Annotated in this window: 15 protein-coding genes; 10 read left to right on the plus strand and 5 right to left on the minus strand. The window is 50.6% G+C overall.

The genetic code is table 11. The features are described from left to right. The first annotated feature begins 51 nt into the window (after positions 1–51). Both H6G07_RS07760 and H6G07_RS07765 read left to right on the plus strand, forming a co-directional pair. Complete coding sequence (locus H6G07_RS07760) at positions 52–1554, plus strand: N-acetylmuramoyl-L-alanine amidase (RefSeq protein ID WP_073607926.1); 1503 nt, start codon at positions 52–54, stop codon at positions 1552–1554. Between the two features lie 330 nt (positions 1555–1884). After that, the gene (locus H6G07_RS07765) at positions 1885–2568 is read left to right on the plus strand and encodes a hypothetical protein (RefSeq protein WP_073607925.1); all 684 of its coding nucleotides are present in this window, start codon (positions 1885–1887) and stop codon (positions 2566–2568) included. A 9-nt stretch (positions 2569–2577) separates the two neighbouring features. Here H6G07_RS07765 and H6G07_RS07770 read toward each other — a convergent pair whose 3' ends face one another. From H6G07_RS07770 to H6G07_RS07780, 3 genes are all read right to left on the minus strand, one after another. After that, a complete protein-coding gene (locus tag H6G07_RS07770; protein ID WP_073607924.1) occupies positions 2578–3732 on the minus strand; it encodes a ZIP family metal transporter in 1155 nt (384 codons plus the stop codon). Next, positions 3729–4787, minus strand: coding sequence for a multicopper oxidase domain-containing protein (locus H6G07_RS07775; RefSeq protein WP_244901912.1), 1059 nt, complete (start codon positions 4785–4787; stop codon positions 3729–3731). Before H6G07_RS07775 ends, H6G07_RS07770 begins: the two co-directional genes overlap by 4 nt. Positions 4788–5049: 262 nt before the next feature. After that, positions 5050–5835 carry a tyrosine-type recombinase/integrase gene (locus tag H6G07_RS07780; protein ID WP_338420684.1) on the minus strand — a complete coding sequence of 262 codons (786 nt, stop codon included), beginning with the start codon at positions 5833–5835 and terminating at the stop codon, positions 5050–5052. A gap of 219 nt (positions 5836–6054) precedes the next feature. Here H6G07_RS07780 and H6G07_RS27040 point away from each other — a divergent pair, with 219 nt between their 5' ends. From H6G07_RS27040 to qatD, 8 genes are all read left to right on the plus strand, one after another. Further along, entirely contained in the window at positions 6055–6516 is a 462-nt protein-coding gene (locus tag H6G07_RS27040) for a helix-turn-helix domain-containing protein (protein WP_073607921.1), read from the plus strand. Between the two features lie 1024 nt (positions 6517–7540). Beyond that, complete coding sequence (locus H6G07_RS07790; RefSeq protein WP_073607920.1) at positions 7541–8806, plus strand: TolC family protein; 1266 nt, start codon at positions 7541–7543, stop codon at positions 8804–8806. 8 nt (positions 8807–8814) lie between these two features. Further along, entirely contained in the window at positions 8815–9816 is a 1002-nt protein-coding gene (locus tag H6G07_RS07795) for an efflux RND transporter periplasmic adaptor subunit (RefSeq protein WP_073607919.1), read from the plus strand. Between the two features lie 15 nt (positions 9817–9831). After that, complete coding sequence (locus H6G07_RS07800; RefSeq protein ID WP_073607918.1) at positions 9832–13092, plus strand: efflux RND transporter permease subunit; 3261 nt, start codon at positions 9832–9834, stop codon at positions 13090–13092. A 663-nt stretch (positions 13093–13755) separates the two neighbouring features. Further along, on the plus strand, positions 13756–14406 hold the full coding sequence (locus H6G07_RS07805; RefSeq protein ID WP_073607917.1) for a hypothetical protein: 651 nt from the start codon (positions 13756–13758) through the stop codon (positions 14404–14406). A gap of 14 nt (positions 14407–14420) precedes the next feature. Further along, positions 14421–14711 carry a heavy-metal-associated domain-containing protein gene (locus tag H6G07_RS07810; protein ID WP_073607916.1) on the plus strand — a complete coding sequence of 97 codons (291 nt, stop codon included), beginning with the start codon at positions 14421–14423 and terminating at the stop codon, positions 14709–14711. 643 nt (positions 14712–15354) lie between these two features. After that, a complete protein-coding gene (locus H6G07_RS07815; protein ID WP_073607914.1) occupies positions 15355–16416 on the plus strand; it encodes a PDDEXK nuclease domain-containing protein in 1062 nt (353 codons plus the stop codon). Between the two features lie 11 nt (positions 16417–16427). Continuing rightward, positions 16428–17174 carry a Qat anti-phage system TatD family nuclease QatD gene (qatD, locus tag H6G07_RS07820; protein ID WP_073607913.1) on the plus strand — a complete coding sequence of 249 codons (747 nt, stop codon included), beginning with the start codon at positions 16428–16430 and terminating at the stop codon, positions 17172–17174. Between the two features lie 17 nt (positions 17175–17191). Here the strand turns inward: qatD and qatC are convergent, their stop codons facing one another. Further along, a complete protein-coding gene (gene qatC / locus H6G07_RS07825) occupies positions 17192–18511 on the minus strand; it encodes a Qat anti-phage system QueC-like protein QatC (protein ID WP_139296978.1) in 1320 nt (439 codons plus the stop codon). Continuing rightward, entirely contained in the window at positions 18508–19401 is an 894-nt protein-coding gene (qatB, locus tag H6G07_RS07830) for a Qat anti-phage system associated protein QatB (RefSeq protein WP_139296977.1), read from the minus strand. The genes qatC and qatB overlap by 4 nt, the downstream gene beginning before the upstream one ends. Positions 19402–19412 lie beyond the last annotated feature (11 nt).

Genomic DNA, 19412 nt, shown 5'->3' on the forward strand with positions numbered 1-19412 from the left:
CGTAAAATCAAGCAAAATCAAAGGCTTACCCAGTGCACTGTGAGATGCTGCATGAAACAATACCGACCTTTGGTGAGCCTAATCGGCATGGCAGGTGGGCTACTGCTGGCGCTTCCAGTCGAAGCCGCTCAGTTTAGAACTTGGCGCTTTGACCCCCAGCAAAATCGGCTAGAGTTTTCGACCGATGCCGCCGTGCAGCCCAGGGCGCAGCTTTTGTTTAACCCCACCCGCATCGTGGTGGACTTGCCCGGTACAACCCTGGAGCAGCGAACGATTAACCAGGCTTTTGGCGGTGCTATTCAAGCCGTTCGCATCGGGCAGTTCGATGCTCAAACTACCCGACTGGTCATTGAACTAGCCCCTGGCTACACTCTTAACCCAGACCAGGTCGTGGTACGAGGGGAAACGCCACAGCAGTGGGTGGTGCAATTGCCTCCGCCGCAGGGTGAACCAGCGCCCAGCGCCGCCGCCACCACCAATCAGGTTAATGCTACCCCAGTCGCTGGAGCCGCTACCCAAGTTGAAGGGGTGCGCACCACTCCCGATGGATTTTTCATTCGCACCTCTGGGGCAAGCCCGAACCTGACCGTGGAGCGAGTCAGCGATACCCAGGTAGTACTTGAGCTCGAAAACGCCACCGTGGCAACAGCCCTAACCGGACAAACTCTACCCGCTAATCGCTTTGGGGTCACCGCTTGGACTATTCAGCCAGTGAGCGCGGCGGCGGTGCCAACCCTGCAAATTACCCTAACGGTGCCTGCCAACAGCACTGACTGGCAAGCCTCGGTGGGTAATGGCAGCGGCATCATAGTTTTGCCCCCTCGGGGAGTAGCGATCGCCGCCGACGTCGTTTCGGCCAGCCCATCTCAGGCACCCGCACCTGCACCCGCTGCGACGTCGCCCCCCATTGCCGTCCAACCGCCGCCCCCTGCGCCAGTGGTGCCGCCCCAGCCCGAACCAGCAATACCCTCGACCCCAGCGGTGCCCCTACCAGATAGCAGCATCCCCAAGCAGGCCGTCACCATTGTGATTGACCCCGGCCATGGCGGACGCGATCCGGGGGCGATCGGTGTGGGCGGCCTGCGCGAAAAAGATGTGACCTCTGCGATCGCCTATGAAGTCGCCAGAATTTTGCAGCAGAGCGGTGTGCAAGTGATTCTGACCCGCTCCGATGATCGGGAGATTGATTTAGCGCCTCGGGTGCAAATTGCGGAAAGGGCCAATGCCGACCTCTTCGTCAGCATTCACGCCAACTCCATCAGCCTAAGCAGGCCCGATGTAAATGGGCTTGAGACCTACTACCACAGTTCAGGAAATCGCTTTGCCCAAGTGATTCATCAGTCTATTCTGCGCCTGGTAACCATGCCTGATCGCGGGGTACGCCAGGCTCGTTTTCATGTGCTGGTCAACACCTCCATGCCATCGGTTTTGGTCGAGACTGGGTTTGTCACTGGCGCTCAAGATGCCCGTAATTTTAATGACCCCGCCTGGCGCACCCGCATGGCCCAGGGCATTGCCGCAGGCATTATGCAGTACGCCCAGCGATCGCTCTAGCTCTCAACTTTCCCTATCAAAGTGATCATTTTTCCCCAACATGCCTTCAAGTTCTTGACTCTACAATCTGCTACAGAGGTTACGCTGGATTTTGAGCCTATTCGAAGGCGTGTTTATCGCATCACTCTGGAGAAAATTAGTATGGCTACGCTAAAGTAAGTGCTGTGAAAATATGGGTCAAATGAATCGGCCATCTGATTCAACAGGTCAGTAAATACTGATAAGCGCGGTTTAATAATCTTGTTGCAGCGGACGGTAGAGAGATCTGGGCGATGATGCCAAGGATATCTACCGCCGCTAAACACAAACCTTAGCCAGCCAAATCGAGCGATGGATTCGGACCAGGGCAGCGACAGCGACCTCTTTGTCCCGACGGAACGCGAGTCATTCCTATCGCTTCTGTGGGATGACGTGCATGCGTGCAACGCGCAGTCTGGCATCGTAACATCTGCGGCGCAGAGGCGTCAGTACGTCCGCGCGATGTTTGCGTGTATCGAAGGGGCTGTGTGGCTGTTTAAGCAGGAGGCGCTCGAGCAGCAGCAGCACAAGGAGGATGCCTCGATTGTCTTTACCGCGTCGGAGCTGAGCATCCTGGCAGAGGTTGCTCCGAGCATAGATGGGCGGGGTGTTATCCAAGAACTTCCCGCGAACTTACGCTTCGTGCCAAACCTCCTCTTTACATTCGGATGCCACGCGAGGGCTTTCGATTATGAGCCAGTTCTACGCGTTAGCGACCACGAATGGGGCTACCTAAAGAGTTCAGTCACGGTCCGCAATCGGCTCATGCACCCAAAGCAGCTGAGCTCGATGGACATTTCGGATGACGAGATACGGACCGCGCGAGCTGCGTTGAAGTGGTTTGGCCTGACCTGTTCTGCGGCGACGCTTGGGGTAAGTATGTGGTACGCGAAGAGAGCAATACAAAAGATCGAGGATCCCGAAGAGGCCGCAGCCAAGTTGCAGATCATTTCAACCGCAGCGGAGAACCTTAAGCGATTGGTTCTGGATAGCTGATGCTAAGGGCTAAAATTTCACCAGCAGCGCGGTGCTATACATCACGAGTAGCCCGGTCGTAAAGCCAGCTAAACTCAGCCCCGCTAAGCCGGAGAGTCTTGACTGGTGCAGTTGCCGCTGTAGGTAGGTGCCGAGTTCTACAATTACCTGCAAGATCGCCCCTGCACCAATGCCCAAGAACAAGGCCGCCCAGTGGGGAGAAAAAGCAAAAGCCCCCACCCACAGCCCAACCACAGCGGGGAGTCCAGCCAGGGCAGCCAGCGCTACACAGGTCTGCCAGCGCAGCTTTTGTTTGAGCAGCGGCGCGACAATGCCCAGCCCTTCGGTCAAGTTGTGGAGGGTGAAGCCAATCACCAGAAATGAGCCCAAGGCAATTTCCCCCAGGGCAAAGGCGGTACCGATCGCCAGCCCTTCGCCCAGATTGTGCAGGCCAATGCCCAACGCCATATAGGTAGAGAGCGCAGAGCCTTCGGGCGATTTGCCCCGGCGTCGGCCCACGGCAAATAGGGCCAGACACGCCAATGTAGCTGCAAACCAGACCAGGGCTTGGCCTTGAAACGCAGCCGCCGCCTTTCCAGCCAGCTCCAACCCTTCCTGCAAGGTGTCTACCAGCAAAAATGCCAACATGCCTAACGTCAGCGTTAAAACAAAGGTCAGTCCCCGCTGGCCCAGCACTTTCAAATAGGGGTAGCACAACATGCCTAACCCCACCGGCACCAGCCCCACATAGAGCCCCAGCCAGCCATAGCCCAAGAGCGTTGCCAGAGATAGAGCGGGTGTCGGTAGAGCAACTTCAATGGGGTGGGCAACGATAACCCCCGTGTTGGTCAAGAACTGAACGTGATGCGCTTCGCCCTCTACCCAGGGGTATGGAATTTGCACCGTTGCCGTCGCCAGTCGCCGGATCGGTCCAGGAGGCTGCTGGGTAAACGCCCAATAGGCACCATCTACCTGAACCTGGGCAATGGTCATGGGCTCTGATCCCTCCGCCCTTACCTTGAGGCTAATGCCTTGATCGTTTAGCACAGTACGCTCCACGATCAGGGACTCCAGCGGCGGTGCATTCAAGTTGAGCAACCGGGCTGGGCTTAAGGTCAGCAGTAGGGCGACTAACCCCGCTAACAGAACGGGCGGTAACATCCAGCGCCAAGGCAGAGCCTTCATGCCACCACCTCAAAGGCGCTCATCCAGCCCAGTTCGGCAAATTCGGCCTGATGGGCGTGGAACATATAGAGTCCTGGCTCAAAGTCAGCAAAGGAGCATTCGATGATGCCCCGCTGCCCCTGACAGAGCATGACGGTATCGACGGTGCGTGAAGTTGGCGTCAACGTCGTCCCATGGTCGTAGTAATCAAAGAAATTGGCGTGCAGGTGGAAGGAGTTGATCGGGTCAAACTCGGTCACGTTAATTAAATAGACGCGCACTGGACGATCGCGCTCAATGCGAATCGGCTGCTTCATGTAGGCATGGGGAATGGAGTTAACCGCGTAGACTTCGTTCTCCTCGTCAAAGTTGGTGTCAAAAGCATTCATCACCATCAGCAACTCCTGCCAGCGCTGGTTTTCTGAAGAGCCCAGCAGGCGCGATTGAGCAACATCGACCTGGTCGGGGTGCCGCTGTGGGTCAGGATCAACAATGAACGCGCCGTAGAGCCCTTTGTGGAGATGGCGCTTAAACGGCACAGAATGACAGTGGTAGAGGTGGCAGCCAAAGGGTTTTGCATCAAACTCGTAGGTCACCGTTTGCCCCGGCGCAGCCTCCATCACCCCCGGAATGCCATCCTGCTTGGCTCCATGAATACCGTGGAAGTGCAGGGTGTGTAGGTGAGTGCCCTGATTGGTAAAGCGAATGCGAATGCGATCGCCCTCCGTGACCCGAATCGTTGGCCCCGGCACCTGGCCGTTGTACGTCCAGGCGGGGTAAAACACTCCCGGAGCTACCTCAAGCTCTCGCTCAGCAGCGGCAATGTCGTACTCGCGCAGGCGCTGCCCAGTAGGCAGCATTGAAACACTTCCTGTATTCCACTGGGTTAGCAATACGTGAGGGTCAAAGCCGTTTCTAAGGTGATCAACCTCACCCAGCGTAGTCATGCCCTGGTGATGAAGATCCGGAGCAGTCGGGGTACGCTGCTCCTGAGCCAGCGCCGGTTGGCTAAACCGTCTGCCCAACCAGGTGCCAGCTCCTAGAAGCCCGGCCCCAAGGAGCGATCGTCGTTGCACATGCCAATCCATTGCTTTTCATAATTATTTCATAATTAAAAGCTTAACGGACGGATGGCGCAGTTGTTTCATGCTTGCTCTATAAACGAGACGTTCAATATAGAAACAGCAAAATTGCCCAAGCTAGTTGCTCCGCGCCGCAACCACTCATAAGCACAAAAGTACTAATCAGGCCTAATACGCAGGCTTCCTCTGTGTTTTCGATTTGTAGACTATTGTTTATAGTCATCCCTGTCCCGTAAGTAGCTCTGACAACGCAACCTCAGGCAGCGTTACTGCTCCATGATTTCGCTATCTTTTGGAGCGCCTCCTCAGCGCTCTCCCGCGCCACCCGCGAAGTGATTTTTTGGTAGATAAGCGTCGTCTGAATCTTCTCGTGCCCGAGGAGTGCTCGTAAGACTTCAAGCGGAACTATCTGGGCTCGCTCGGTGGCAAAGGTGTGGCGGAGGTCGTGGAAGCGGGTGCCCGTGAGTGACTTGTATTCGTCGATTGCTTCTCGTAAGTCTCGGTAAGCTGTGGCGTAAGAGAGGGGGCGCACCAGACACGATCGCATGAGGCGTTCAGTGAATAGCGCAGGAGATAGGCTCTGGCGATCGTGCTCAATATAGTCTCTCAGCACGCTAGCTGCCCGCTCGCCGTAAAAGCACAGCCGCTTCTTGTTGCCCTTTCCGATAACCTGAAATTGGCGCTCCGTTAGATCCACATCTTTGAGCTTTAACGCCAGTATTTCTGCAATTCGGGCACCGCTTTCATAGAGGAGCCACAGTAGAGCACTGAGCCGAGAATTTGTGCTTGCAGCACGCATAAGGGTCTTAAGCTGCGCTTGAGTGAGATACTTTACTGCCTCATCACTTCGGTGCTCGCCCTTTTTTGGATCGGGCTTGCGGCGCTTGATAAGGGCGACCGGATTTTTCTCTGAGAGCTCTCGCTCCATGGCGAAGCGAAACAGTCGGTGAATTACCGCCTGGTGCAGGTGGTGGGTGCGAACGCTTAAGTGGCTGAGGTCCCTCAGGTAGCTCTCTACCTGCTCGCGGGTTATGTGCTCCACCCAGGTGCTGCCACATTGCGCGACAAACCTTGTAAGGATTCCCTCGTAGAGCGTCTTAGTCCTTGGTGAAAGATCGGGGCTGTCGAGCAACTCACGCGCGACCCGTGCCACAGTGCAAAGTATAGCCATATAGATCCCCCTTGATAGTGGAGTGAGTATGCCGTATGTAGAGCGATGTAGGAAGCGGAGTTACCCCGCGCCAGGCGTTTAGACCTCTCTATGGCATCTATACCTACCACCACCACGCTCACTCCCCAGGGCGAAACCCTCGGGGCATACGTGGAGCGAGTGCGCAAAGCCCGGCGCATGAACAAAACTGAGCTTTCTCGCCGCGCACAGGTTCACCTCACCACTATCCTTCGACTAGAAAATGGCACGGTGAAGGGGCAGAAGCTAAAGGGGCAGGTTGTCGAGCGAATCGCCACTGCCCTTCAGGTGCCGGTTGAATATCTTCGGGCTGCCGGTTCGGGGGCCACAGTCGAGGTGAGACCTTCAAGCAAGGTCTGCTTCAGGTGCTGGGTGCCAGGTACGCCGCCCGATAGCCGGTGGGACTTTGCTGATGCCAAGTTCTGTCTACGGTGCGGAGATGGGCTTACCAGTGCGTGCGAGTGCTGCGGGGAGCCGGTGCTGCTTCGAGCAAAGTTTTGCCCAGAGTGTGGAAAGAGATATTGTCGACTCTAGATTTGACAATTTTTTATTGAGCAGTCCTAGGACTAACGAATGATTACAACTCCAGACATCGGCCCCGAGAAAATGAAACTCGCGAAGATGAGTAGGCTTGCTCTGAGCTTTCCCTGCTTAAAAAATGCTCCAGGGGTATCCCCTTGGGAACAACACAAACTTGATTTATGGGCATCTACGGCTATCTCTCATGGAGAACGCTGTACGGCCCAATTTGTGCTCTCCGTATGGGGTCATAGCACTATGAAAGACTGTCCCTGGAAATGCGGCCCGTTCGATTTTATTGAAGCATTCACAGTGTGGGATGCATCTCACCGCAACGCTTTTCAAGCGTGGATACAAGAGCCTTGGTGGCCTTAAGAAAGAGTAGCTCTAAAGCTAAATACCTCCCTCCCTCAGAACGAATCTAAAACAGTTGCTTGGCCCCATCTCCGAAAGAAGTTACATTCTCTTTTATTGATATGGTGATAGCCTGTCGGCCCTGAATGAAAAATTCCATAAGTCGCATAGCACGAGCCTGGCTCTGCATTCCAATTGTCCTTCTGTTAGCGGCAATGAATTGTCATGCGGCTGTCCTTTGCATTGAGGCAGATGGCTCGGTTACGTATGAGGTCACAGATGCTCATGGTCGATGTGCCCCATGTCCAGACTCTCAAGAAGGGGAGCAAAGCAGCGATTCGGATGACTGTGTAGATATCCGAATCGTTAGCTCGTCTGACATCAAAGTGGACGATACGACAAAAAAACTTTTCGAAAGCTCTAGTTTTCAAGAAGGAAATGGAGTTCTTGTTTTTCTTTCCTGGTTGTCAGCCTCCTTACAAATAGTCTTCAGTAATACTACCGAGGCGGCTTATCCTTATTGGGACTACCAAACTTTCGCTTCCAATCTCTACTTTGCTCGAAGCGTTATCCTTCTTATCTGACTGGCCTCTAAAAAGCATAAATCCTTAGCCTATTCAGGCTTCGTAGACGCGTGTCTTCGTTAGAAAAGACGCGCCTAATAGTCTTACTTAGAAGGTGCATTATGATGAAAGCCTTTACTAAGGTAACTCCCTATTTCGTTACCCTTTTATCAGTCGTCGTTGTTGTTATTATTGCTGGCTCATCCGCTCAGGCAGATCAAAAAAAGGGTGAGGTTACTTTTGAGGATGTACTCACTCAGGCAATCTCAACGAGCCCACTTGTAAAAGAGATAGATTCGGCGATCGCCATTCGCCTTGCAGAGTCGATAGAGACACGCTTACGGCTTAATCCTGAGCTTCAAGCTGGGGTCGGTGTACCTGTAGATCCGGCAGGTGATGCTGATAAAACACAGCTTAATCTCACTCTCTCTCAGCCTCTTCGTCCTTCAGACTTTGGCGCTCGAAGTGCTGTCTCAACGCTTCTCTCCGAGTCAGCTACTACGGAGCAAAAACTTTCAATCCTCGAGCTTTCTCAATCGGCGTATCTGTCGTACGCGAAGCTTTGGGTCCTCCAGGAGCAGAAGAAATTTCTCGTTGAACAGCGAGACAGGGCTCGTCGCATTAGCGAGAAAGTAGAAAAAGCAACTTCAGCGGGAGCGCTTGGTAAAGGCGAAGGAAACCTTTTTCGAGCAGAGTATCAGAAGCTCCGAGCTCAACTTCTTGGAGTTGAAGCTGACAGTGCTCGAGAGCGCGCGAACCTTCTAAAGCTCTCAACATTCTCCCTTGAAGAAGGACTACCTCTAGAATTACCTCCGATTGAACTTGTCGGTACCTCAACTGAAAGCATTCTTCAAAGTGTTGAAGAGGGGTCTCTTCCGATACAGACCCGCTATGAGCTTTTAGCCAAAGTAGCGAGGGAACGCGAAAAACTTGCAAGAAAAGATGCTTTCCCCGCCTTCTCTCCTCAGATCGGCTATCAACGAACCGAGGACGGCGGCTCTTTTGTAGGAGTAGGAATTCAATTCGAGCTTCCTTTCTCTAATCGAAACCAAGCCGAAATCCTTCGTCGGCAGGGTGAAGCAACCTATGCTCGCGCAAAAAACGCCTACTCAAGAAGCGATGCTTTTAGGGAGGAAGTAAAGCTTTCACTTAGAAGTATGGAAGCGCTTCGGCAACAGGCTGAAACCTATAAAAAAGAAGTCATACCGTCTCTTGTAAGCGCACTGGGTAGCTACGAAGCGCAGTTTCAAGCTGGTGCTGAAACAGTGCTTCCCATCTGGCAAGCTCAGCGCGAACTGGCAGACGCACAGCTTGCGTCACTCGATCTCTGGCTTCGAATGTTTACGGCTCGAAGTGAAGTCTCAATCCTTCTTGGAAAAATCCTGTAGGTCTCTTTATGCTTAAATTCGCACACTGCTTTTTCTTTGCCTTCACACTCCTCTGTTGGCCGCTTTCCGCAAGTGTCGTTGCTGAAGACAGCGACGAACATGGTCATGATCGTGAGGAGCACGAAGCCGATCACAAACATGATGAACACGACGAGCACAAGGGACATGATGACGAGGCAGAACACGTCGCCGTCTCCCTGGATTCTCTTGAGCGTTACGGCGTAAGCCTTAAGAAGGCGGGTCCTGCCTCACTTTCAGTAACTCTCAACCTTCCCGGTCGACTTCTCCCAAACGAAGACCGAATTGCACACATCACTCCTCGATATCCGGGGATTATTCGTGAAGTAAGAAAACGTCTCGGCGACGCCGTCGAGAAAGGGGAGGTAGTAGCTATTGTTGAGAGTAACCAAAACCTTCAAGTCTATGAGGTAAGAGCCCTTCTTGGTGGAATCGTCACTGAGCGGCACGCCTCGCTCGGTGAGTTTGTTTCAGGGGATGCCGCTATTTTAGAGGTTGCTGACTACAGCGAACTCTTTGCTGATTTCTTTATATTTCCGCAGGATTTCCCACAGATCCGCTTGGGGCAACAAATCAGAGTTGTGCCTGAAGGAGGTGGAGGTGGTGGTGGAGCATCTATACAGGCGATGCTTTCGTTTATATCTCCCGTAATCGATACCTCGACCCAGTCACGATTCGCGCGTGCGGTTCTTCAAAATAATAGCGGGAGACAGCTTCAGCCAGGTGGCTTTATTACTGGGAAGCTCCTTGTAGATGAAACCCGTGTACCACTCGCAGTTGAAAGCTCCGCAGTACAAATAGACAAAGGAGCTTCGGTTGTCTTTGTAAGAGAAAAAGAGCGCTTCGAAGCTCGTCCTGTTGTTACGGGGCGCAAGGACCTTGATTGGACCGAGGTGCTGTCGGGGCTTGAAGTAGGGGAAGAGTATGCAACAGGAAATACGTTCATTTTAAAGGCCGAGCTCGGAAAGGGCGAAGCAGAGCATGAGCACTAGGAAAAGAAGATAGCCATGCTTGAAAAAATTCTACGATTCTCCATCTACAATCGCCTCCTTGTAATCTTGCTGACACTGGTAGCAGCAGGAATTGGTGCCTACTCGCTTACGCGTCTGCCAATTGATGCTGTACCCGATATCACGAACAATCAGGTGCAGATTAATACGGTCTACTCTTCGCTTTCCCCGTTTGAGATCGAAAAGCAGATAACTTTTCCTATTGAGTCATCGTTAGCGGGAATACCGGGGCTTGAATATACACGGTCGTTCTCACGCAACGGGTTCTCTCAAGTCACCGCCGTATTCAAAGACTCGGTAGACATTTACTTTGCGCGGCAACAGGTCGGTGAGCGCCTGAGAGAAGCTTCTGAGGCGATGCCCGAAGGAAGTGAGCCAAAAATGGGTCCTATCTCAACCGGGCTCGGCGAAGTGTACATGTGGGCTGTGGAGTTCTCACACCCTCATGGGAATGGTGCCGCCCTAGTCGAAGAAGGGCCAGGATGGCGACAAGATGGGTCCTACGTCACGCCCGAGGGAACGCGCCTCACTACCGAACTTGAGAAGATAGCCTACCTCCGAGAAGTCCAAGATTGGGTCGTGCGGCCGCAGCTTAAAACGGTTTTAGGGGTCGCTGGTGTAGATGTGATTGGAGGCTATCAGAAGCAGTACACAATTGAGCCCGATCCGATGAAGCTTATCGCTTATGGAATATCTTTTGACGATATCATCCGAGCCATAGAGCGAAACAGTAAGAGCCGAGGTGCCGGATACGTTGAGCAACGAGGAGAGGCGTACACTGTTCGTTCATCAGGTCTTCTCTCGAGCGAAATAGAGATTGGAAATGTCGTAGTGGGGGAGAGAGATGGCGTCCCTATTCAAATACGTCACGTCGCGGAAGTTGGCATAGGAAAGGAGCTTCGAAGCGGCTCAGCGAGCGACAACGGAGAAGAGGTAGTCATTGGGACTGCCCTCATGCTTATAGGCGAAAACAGCCGCACAGTTGCAGCCGCAGTAGACCAAAAAATAAAAGAAGTGAATCGTTCACTGCCACCTGACGTCGTAGCTCGTCCTGTCCTTAATCGAACAAAACTTGTTGATGCAACGATTAGGACCATCGAGAAAAACCTCTTAGAAGGAGCGATTCTCGTAGTGGTCGTTCTCTTCCTTCTGCTGGGAAATATCAGAGCGGCGCTTATCACGGCCTGTGCGATTCCACTCTCAATGCTTTTAACCGCGACAGGAATGGTTCAGACCAAGATAAGCGGTAATCTCATGAGCCTTGGCGCAATAGACTTCGGTCTAATTGTCGATGGAGCTGTCATTATCGTCGAAAATTGCATTCGTCGATTGTCTGAGAAACAGCATGAGCTCGGCAGAAATCTCACAGTAAGCGAACGCCTGGAGACGGTTTTTGAGGCGAGTAAGGAGGTACGGACCGCGACAGCGTTCGGTGAGGCCATAATCATTGTCGTGTATTTGCCTCTCCTCTTTTTCTCAGGGGTTGAGGGGAAGATGTTTCAGCCGATGGCTATCACGGTCATCTTTGCGCTCATCGCAGCTTTTATTCTCTCACTTACCTTCATACCAGCGATGGTTGCCCTTGGGCTTAGGGGCTCCGTGCGGGAACGCGAGAATCCATTAATTAATGGTGCAAGGCGGCTTTATGAGCCGCTTCTTCGAGCATCCCTTCGGCTTCGTTGGTTAGTAGTAGGTGGGGCACTTGTAGGGTTTCTCGCCTCGCTTCTTCTCTTCGCTCAGCTTGGTCAGGAGTTTATTCCAACCCTCGACGAAAAAGATCTGTTGGTGCAAGCAATCCGAATTCCCAGCACGAGCCTCACTCAGTCTCAGGCAATGCAAGCTGAGCTTGAGAAGACACTTGCGAGCTTCCCTGAAGTTCAATCAGTTTTCGCTAAGACCGGAACGGCTGAAGTAGCTTCAGACCCGATGCCACCAAACATTTCTGACACCTTTGTAATTCTTAAGCCGGAGGACGAGTGGCCTAATAGTGGTTCAGGGAAAGACGCACTCGTTCAAAGGATAAGAGAGAAAATTGAACTGTTACCGGGCAACAATTACGAGATAACTCAACCAATCCAAATGAGATTTAATGAACTCATCGCAGGAGTCAGAAGTGACGTTGCGGTGAAAGTATTTGGTGACGAGTTCGAGCCCCTTCTTATTACAGCCAATCGCATTGCTTCAATCCTTCGGTCAGTCGACGGGGCAGAGGACGTAAAGGTCGAGCAGGTAACAGGGCTTCCAGTTCTCGATATCGACATAGATCGTGCTTCTGCATCAAGGCTTGGACTATCAGTAAGTGATGTCCAAGATGTCATTGCCGCTGCTATTGGCGGTGTAGAGGCGGGGACCGTCTACCGTGGTGATAGACGCTTTCAGATTGTTGTCAGACTTCCTGAAGAGGTACGAGTTGACCTTGAAACTCTAAAAAGACTTCCCATTCCGATAGGAAGCACGCATGCAGAAGAAGCGTCGCTCGAAACTGAGTCTAACTCAGAACGGAAGCCTGGGTTTGTTCCTTTAGAGTCTGTCGCCAAGATTGGACTCGTTGAAGGACCAAATCAGATTAGTCGTGAGAACGGAAAACGACGAATCGTCGTTCAAACAAACGTCCGGGGCCGCGATATGGGCTCGTTCGTCGAAGAGGCTCAACGGTTAATCAACGACGGAGTAAAAGTTCCTGCTGGTTATTGGATAGCGTGGGGAGGACAATTTGAGAATTTGACCGCCGCAAAGGAGCGCCTTCTCATTGTGGTTCCGCTTTGCTTTGCGCTTATCTTTATCCTTCTCTACAGCACCTTCCGCTCAGTCATTGATGCACTGATTGTTTTTAGCGGCGTGCCGCTTGGGCTGAGTGGAGGAATTATCGCCCTGTGGGCTCGGGGTATGCCGTTTTCTATTTCAGCGGCCGTAGGGTTTATTGCGCTCTCTGGAGTAGCAGTACTTAACGGACTCGTCCTCCTCGCATTTATTAAGTCGCTTGAGGAGAAGGGGGAAAACATTGATGAAGCGATTATCGGAGGGGCTTTAGCAAGGCTAAGGCCCGTTCTTATGACGGGGCTTGTCGCCTCTCTGGGATTTGTTCCAATGGCGATTTCAACTGGTACGGGAGCCGAAGTTCAGCGCCCGATAGCCACTGTTGTAATTGGAGGGTTGGTGTCTGCAACACTCCTCACACTCTTGGTTCTGCCCGCTCTTTACCGGCTCTTCCATCGCGGAAAGAAGGGTAGGGAGGTTTTTTTCGAGCAGCGCCTTTAGCGCAATAATAATATTGAGCTCTTTATCCGCCACAATCATTTTTAACCATTAGGAAATGGTATGAATTTAATTGCTCGACTGGCGTCAATAATACTACTCAAGATTGTATACGTATTGTCGATACCACCATTGAAAGGTGGCCACCAGATGAGCTCTAAAAAGATAAAGTACACAAGCAACAGAGGGTATTTAGCCCTGATGCTGCTTCTTTGGCTCGTTGCAACTAGCTTCTGCATAGTTTCGAGCAGACTCCATGCAGAGAGCCTACCTGGTAAAGCGACAACTCATTCTTGTTGCCCACACGACGAATCCTCTAAAACATCATCATTACCATTACCATCGGACTGCGAGAGAACTATCTGTTCTCAGTCCCTCCTGAAAATTGACGATCACAAGCTGTTTAATGTCGTCGCCGATCCGCAACCTATTGCAAATTTCATTATCACGCTCTCGCTGATAGATGATGGCGGTAATGTAGCCTTACAACCAGCGTTCGATGAGCCCGAGCCGTATTATCTGCTAACGCGTACTATTCAAAGCTCTCCCAACGCGCCGCCCCCTTACTCGGTAACTCAGTTCATTTAGCGGAAGACCGACTTGTAGTGTTACTCAAGAAGTGCGGCTCTTCCACTCTTGAGTAACGTTTACGTGTAAGGAATTCCAATGAAATTTATAAAATATGCGGTCTATACCGCTCTGGCTCTCGCAATTCCTGCGAAGAGCTTTGCAAATCCAGTGAGCTTCAAAGATGGCTACGGGGTAATGGCAAGCACCATGCCTCAATGGTCAGACTTTGAATTTAACTACTCTTACACTAATCGCTCAGCGGTCGGTGTGACTCTCTTCAATCTCGACCGTGGAGATAAGCAAGAGTCGTTTGCATTCGGGCAGTACAACTATCTCTTAAAGAGATGGAATGAACTCGATTCTCAAGCAAACCTTTACGTTATCGGAGGGCTTGGGGCGAGGGAATATGAGGACGAGGGTACTCCCGCTGCTCGTATTGGGTTTGAAGCCGATTACGAAACGAGAAGATTTTATACCTCTATCTACGCAAGTAGACTTCAATCAACAGGCGATTCAGGAGGAGGAGGAGGAGTAAGTCTTGCTCGTGGGAGGGTAGGATTTGCTCCGTATAAAGCACCTTTTACAAGCCTTCAAACGTGGCTAATTACACAGGTGGACTACACTCCTGAGCTGACTGATACCACTACGGTCTCGCCTCTAGTTCGTTTCTTTTACAACAATTATGCGCTTGAAGTAGGTTCGACTCTTAAGGGTGAACCGTTCGCTGGCGTCATGATACATTTCTAACTAATGGATTAAAAATGAAAAAATATATTGCTCACATTGTTCTTTCAGCCTCTCTTTTAAGCTTTTCATCTGTCGCCTTAGCGGAGGAAGTAACGGTCACGGTTAAAGGAATGGTCTGCTCTTTTTGTGCGCAGGGGATTAAAAAAACCTTTGGAAAGCTAGAGAGCGTGGAAAATGTTGAGGTTGATTTAGATAAGAAATTCGTAAAGCTCGACCTCAAGGATGGCGCCACTCTTTCTGATGAAACGATTAAAGAAGCAATTAACGACGCTGGGTATGAAGTTGAGAAGATGGAGAGGAAATAGAGATGAAAAAGATACTGTCGTTCCTTACTCTCTTTACCTCGGCAAGCACTCTTATTTGCTGTGCGCTTCCAGCGCTCCTCGTAAGTCTTGGATTTGGGGCTTCTCTAGCCTCATTCCTAGGACAATACCCAGAGTTCATCTGGTTCTCTGAGCAGAAAAGTTGGGTGTTTGCCTTTGGTGGAGTAGTGCTCGTAACTGCCATCATCCTTGCACGAGTAAGTGCTCGTACTACCGATTGCCCGACAGATCCAGCTTTGAGGGACGCGTGTAAAAACACTCGCACAGTGTCGGGAATAGTCCTTGGGGTCTCCACTATAATCTATATAGCAGGGGGCTTCTTTGCCTATGTTGCCCCGAAGCTTCTAGGATGATGTTTCTTCATTCTTACGCCTATTGGTCACGGTCACAGTTTGCTTGCTTGTGTGACCGTTCCCCTGAAAACTGGAGCGTTTTGAAATTGATAAAATGGGGTAGATTTCTCCTGCTGTTAAAGGAAGCGAGAGGCTGCCATGTATAGAGAGCAGGTAGCACAGCTTCAAAGTAATAGCTTTTTCTAACAGCGCCCCTTCTTGGGGGCATCTCCGGCTACAGTAGCCTTATCCATTGGTAGTACGCTTGTCGCCTCGTTGGTATAGTCGTCCCTATGCCGAAACAGACTTCGCTATTTTCCGATGCCAACTACTCAGCTTTCCTCAATGGGCTGAAAACACGGATTCGTTCAGCCCAGGTCAAAGCAGCGCTGGCCGTCAATCAGGAGCTGATCTCGCTCTACTGGCAGATTGGTCGCGATATCCTTACCCGGCAGCAAACAGAAGGATGGGGAGCCAAGGTCATCGAGCGGTTGGCAAGGGATCTGAAGCGAGAGTTCCCTGACATGCGGGGCTTTTCGCGCTCAAATCTCCTCTATATGCGGGCTTTTGCTGAAGCGTATCCCGAAGAAGCATTTGTCCAGCAAGCTGCTGGACAAATGCCCTGGTTCCACAACTGCACTCTATTGGACAAGGTTAAGGATCCTACCCAGCGGCTCTGGTATATCCAGAAAACTATCGAGCACGGCTGGAGCCGCAATGTGCTTGTCCTCCAGATCGAAAGTGGCCTCTATTCCCGGCAGGGGGAAGCCGTCACCAACTTTGCTCGCACCCTGCCCAAGCCTCAATCTGACCTCGCTCAGCAGCTGATCAAGGATCCGTACAACTTCGACTTTCTCACCATTACCGACGATGCCCACGAGCGAGAGTTAGAGCGGGGCCTCGTTACCCACATCCGAGATTTTCTCCTGGAACTGGGCCTTGGCTTCGCCTTTCTCGGTAGCCAGTACCCGATCGAAGTCGATAATAAGGAGTATCGACTTGATCTCCTCTTCTACCACATCCATCTCCGTTGCTTCGTAGTGATTGAGCTAAAGATTGGCGAGTTCATCCCTGAATACGCGGGGAAGCTCAATTTCTACGTAGCGGCAGTGAACAACCTGCTGGCTCAGCCCAGTGATAATCCCACCATTGGCATCATCCTTTGTAAGTCGAAGAGCAAAACTACTGTGGAATATGCTCTTCAGGGCTCGACTCAGCCTATTGGAGTTTCGACCTATCAACTTCAGTCACGGCTGCCGTCTGAGCTTAGTGAGAAGTTACCAACAGTGGAACAGTTAGAGATAGAGTTAGAAAATGCCATAGACGATATCGCTAATCCTCGAAAAAACACGTAGGAATTTGACCATTGGAGAGCGTTAACTTAGTCGATTTTCATTGTCATCTTGATTTGTTCCCAAATCACTTGGAACTACTAAGAGAGTGCGAGGAGCTTGGCATCAAGACTCTAACTGTCACAAATGCTCCAAGGGTTTGGAGGCAAAATCAACTTTTCGCAAAAGATTGCCAGCATGTAAGAGTCGCATTGGGCTTACATCCCCAGTTAGCTCATGCCTATGCAAGCGAATTATATCTCTTCGAGAAGTATTTGCCTGAAGCCAGGTACATTGGGGAAGTTGGTCTCGATGGTGCTCCAGAATATGCTGATTCCTTGGACATTCAGCGCAAAGTATTCCGAAAGATTTTAGACCTCAGTGCTCAATCCGGAGGGAAAGTATTAACCATACATAGTCGTCGAGCAGCCCGTGAAGTCATTGAATTAATCGGAACTCACTTGCCTCCTTCCAAAGGGAAAACCGTTCTACATTGGTTTACAGGCTCCACGAAAGAGGCGTTACTTGCAGTTGAGACAGGATGCTACTTCTCCGTTAACATCAAAATGCTCACTTCTCCCCAGAAAATAAAGCTAATTGAGCTGATACCTCAAGATAAGATTCTGACGGAATCAGACGGGCCTTTTATCAAGACTGGAAAATCGATCATGTCCCCCAAGGATATCGGAAAAGCAATAGAGAAGTTGGCTTCTATTTGGTCTATGGATGAGACTTCAGCTGCAATCATTGTAAGAAATAATCTTAAAAAACTCCTTTCATAGTGCCACTGCTTAAGAGATCAAGAGAGTGTCGGCTCCAGAAAATTACGTACTTCATCCATGCCTCGTGAATACATCGCAACATACTCTTGAATATCTTCCGGTGGTAAAGGCCCCGATTCCAAGACATCGAATAGAGAGACTTTCGAGTTAAGCGTTCTGTAACGCTCAACTGCTATCTGAAAAGCACGAAAATCCCTTCCTCGGTCAGTATCATAAGCTGGTTCTTCGGTAAGGATATCAATATTGTAATTGTTGTTATCTAGTCCAACAGCTGCTAGTGAGGCTCGACGAATAATGCAGGGAACGCAGTAACCACAGTGGTTTCCCGGTTGCTTGCCGAGATAGCGCCCGCTTTCTGGATGGGAACAAGACATTGTAAGTGATACCATTTTTTTCAACACTTCAGGATTGCGAACCTGCTCGAACATTTCTCCTTTAGTCTGAAATCGATATGGTAACTCTACGAAACTAGGAAGGCTAATAGAGCCAAGAAATTTTCGGTAAAGATCAATAAAGTAGGGATGAGTTGTTCGAGTGCTAAGGCTTCCCATTCGAGCACTAGTGAGCGGAATATTTAATGAGATTAAGCCATTTTCCGCAGCAATGAGAGGCACCTTGTCTGAGAATAAGCTAGCTACAAATGTACCCAGCATAAGAAATAGTATTGAGCGTGATCGCATGGATGGCTCACCCGAACCAGTTTGTTTTTTGGGTGGCTGTACATAAAAACTGTAAGAGGTAATGAGACCGCTGTATTCATTCTCTAGTGCTCTCAAAACATTATCTTGAAATGACTTTGTCATTCCAGCACCGTAGTGACTAATAAAAGCCACATTTTTACCTTCTTCTAGGAGGTCAATTGCTCCAACAAGGGAATCAAGCCCACCGGAGAGAAGACTAACAACATCTACTGTGGGAGCATTCGAGCTAGCTACATACCATTTCTCATAACACTCATATTGCCTGAAGCGAAAATCCCAGTGATCCCCGGTCAAGAACCCCAGCATTTCTTGAGCTAGTTCTCGGCTTCTTGTCCACACATCTAAATTTGCTACCGGCAGGTGAACTACCAAATCACGGGTCCAGCGATCTTCGCTTAGGGATCGGGAAATCTTAAGATCAGCCGTATAGATAGCAATTGCGAAGTTTACCAAGTCAACTGCTAAAGATGATGGATTCAAAGATGCTCGCTTTTCGACTTCTTTAAAAAGATTGTTTCTGATCGAAAAGGTGTCTCCGGGGTTATCAATTGAAACTAAGACCCGTGGTTCATCCGAGGCTACCGTTGGAGTATAAAAATCCGCAGCCCCTATTTTTACTATCAGATGCCAACTCATTGGCCCTCCTCCAGAATCGTATATGCTTCCGTAAATATTTTTTCGATAAATTGCTGACCCGCTTGCCCGTTCCAATCCATACTCAAGACATCAATACCTTGCATATCCAGTTCCACGCATTCCTGGATATACACTCGCATATTTCGCTCATATCGAACTGCCACGCTCGCAGAGATGGCTTTCCTTTCAAGAACAATTTCCAATTCAGCTAACCAACGATGATAGATGTAGCTACTCACTGATGCTTCGAGAGCTTGGATAATCTCCGGAGTTCCCATCTGGTCAAGTTTAGTGAGATCGCCATCGGCAAGAAGAACTTGCTCATATAGCACCTCAAGAGCATCATTAATTGCCTTACGAGCGATCGCTTCCTCTCTGGAAGAACCGGCTGGAGCAAGAGCGTTGGAGATTGCTGTAAAAATTGACTCGGAATCTTTTCCAATAAAAGTTGACAACCCAAAGCTTTGAAGCGCTTCGTTGAATCCTCGCGAACCAACGCTCGCTAAAAACTGCCCCAAACGAGTAGTGGAAGCTCTACCGGCACGGGACGTGTTGGTGGCTCGTCTCGCACCGCCTAAAGCGTTAAGATATTTGCGCCCAGACCCTGCTAACGAGCTCCTACTTCCACCGCTGGTTATCGTTTTCCCTAAACTGACTTTCGCTGAACGCCAGCTATTACCTGGTATTGCCTGAGGGGGTTCTGTAGATGAAGAAGGCTCTTCAACCGGTGGATTTCCTGGAGAAGATTGATCTTCAGCGGGTTGGTTTGGTAAGGAACCATCTGGTGATTCGGGTGACGGCTCCGCTCCATTACCGACATCTGGAAATGCCCAGGGCGGCAGAAGAGGTGTCCTGTCTTTCGGTCCATCATAGGATTTTGATGTTCCCACACCCTACTCCT

This window comes from Phormidium tenue FACHB-1052 (genome assembly GCF_014696675.1).
Classification (GTDB): Bacteria; Cyanobacteriota; Cyanobacteriia; order Phormidesmidales; family Phormidesmidaceae; genus Nodosilinea; species Nodosilinea tenuis_A.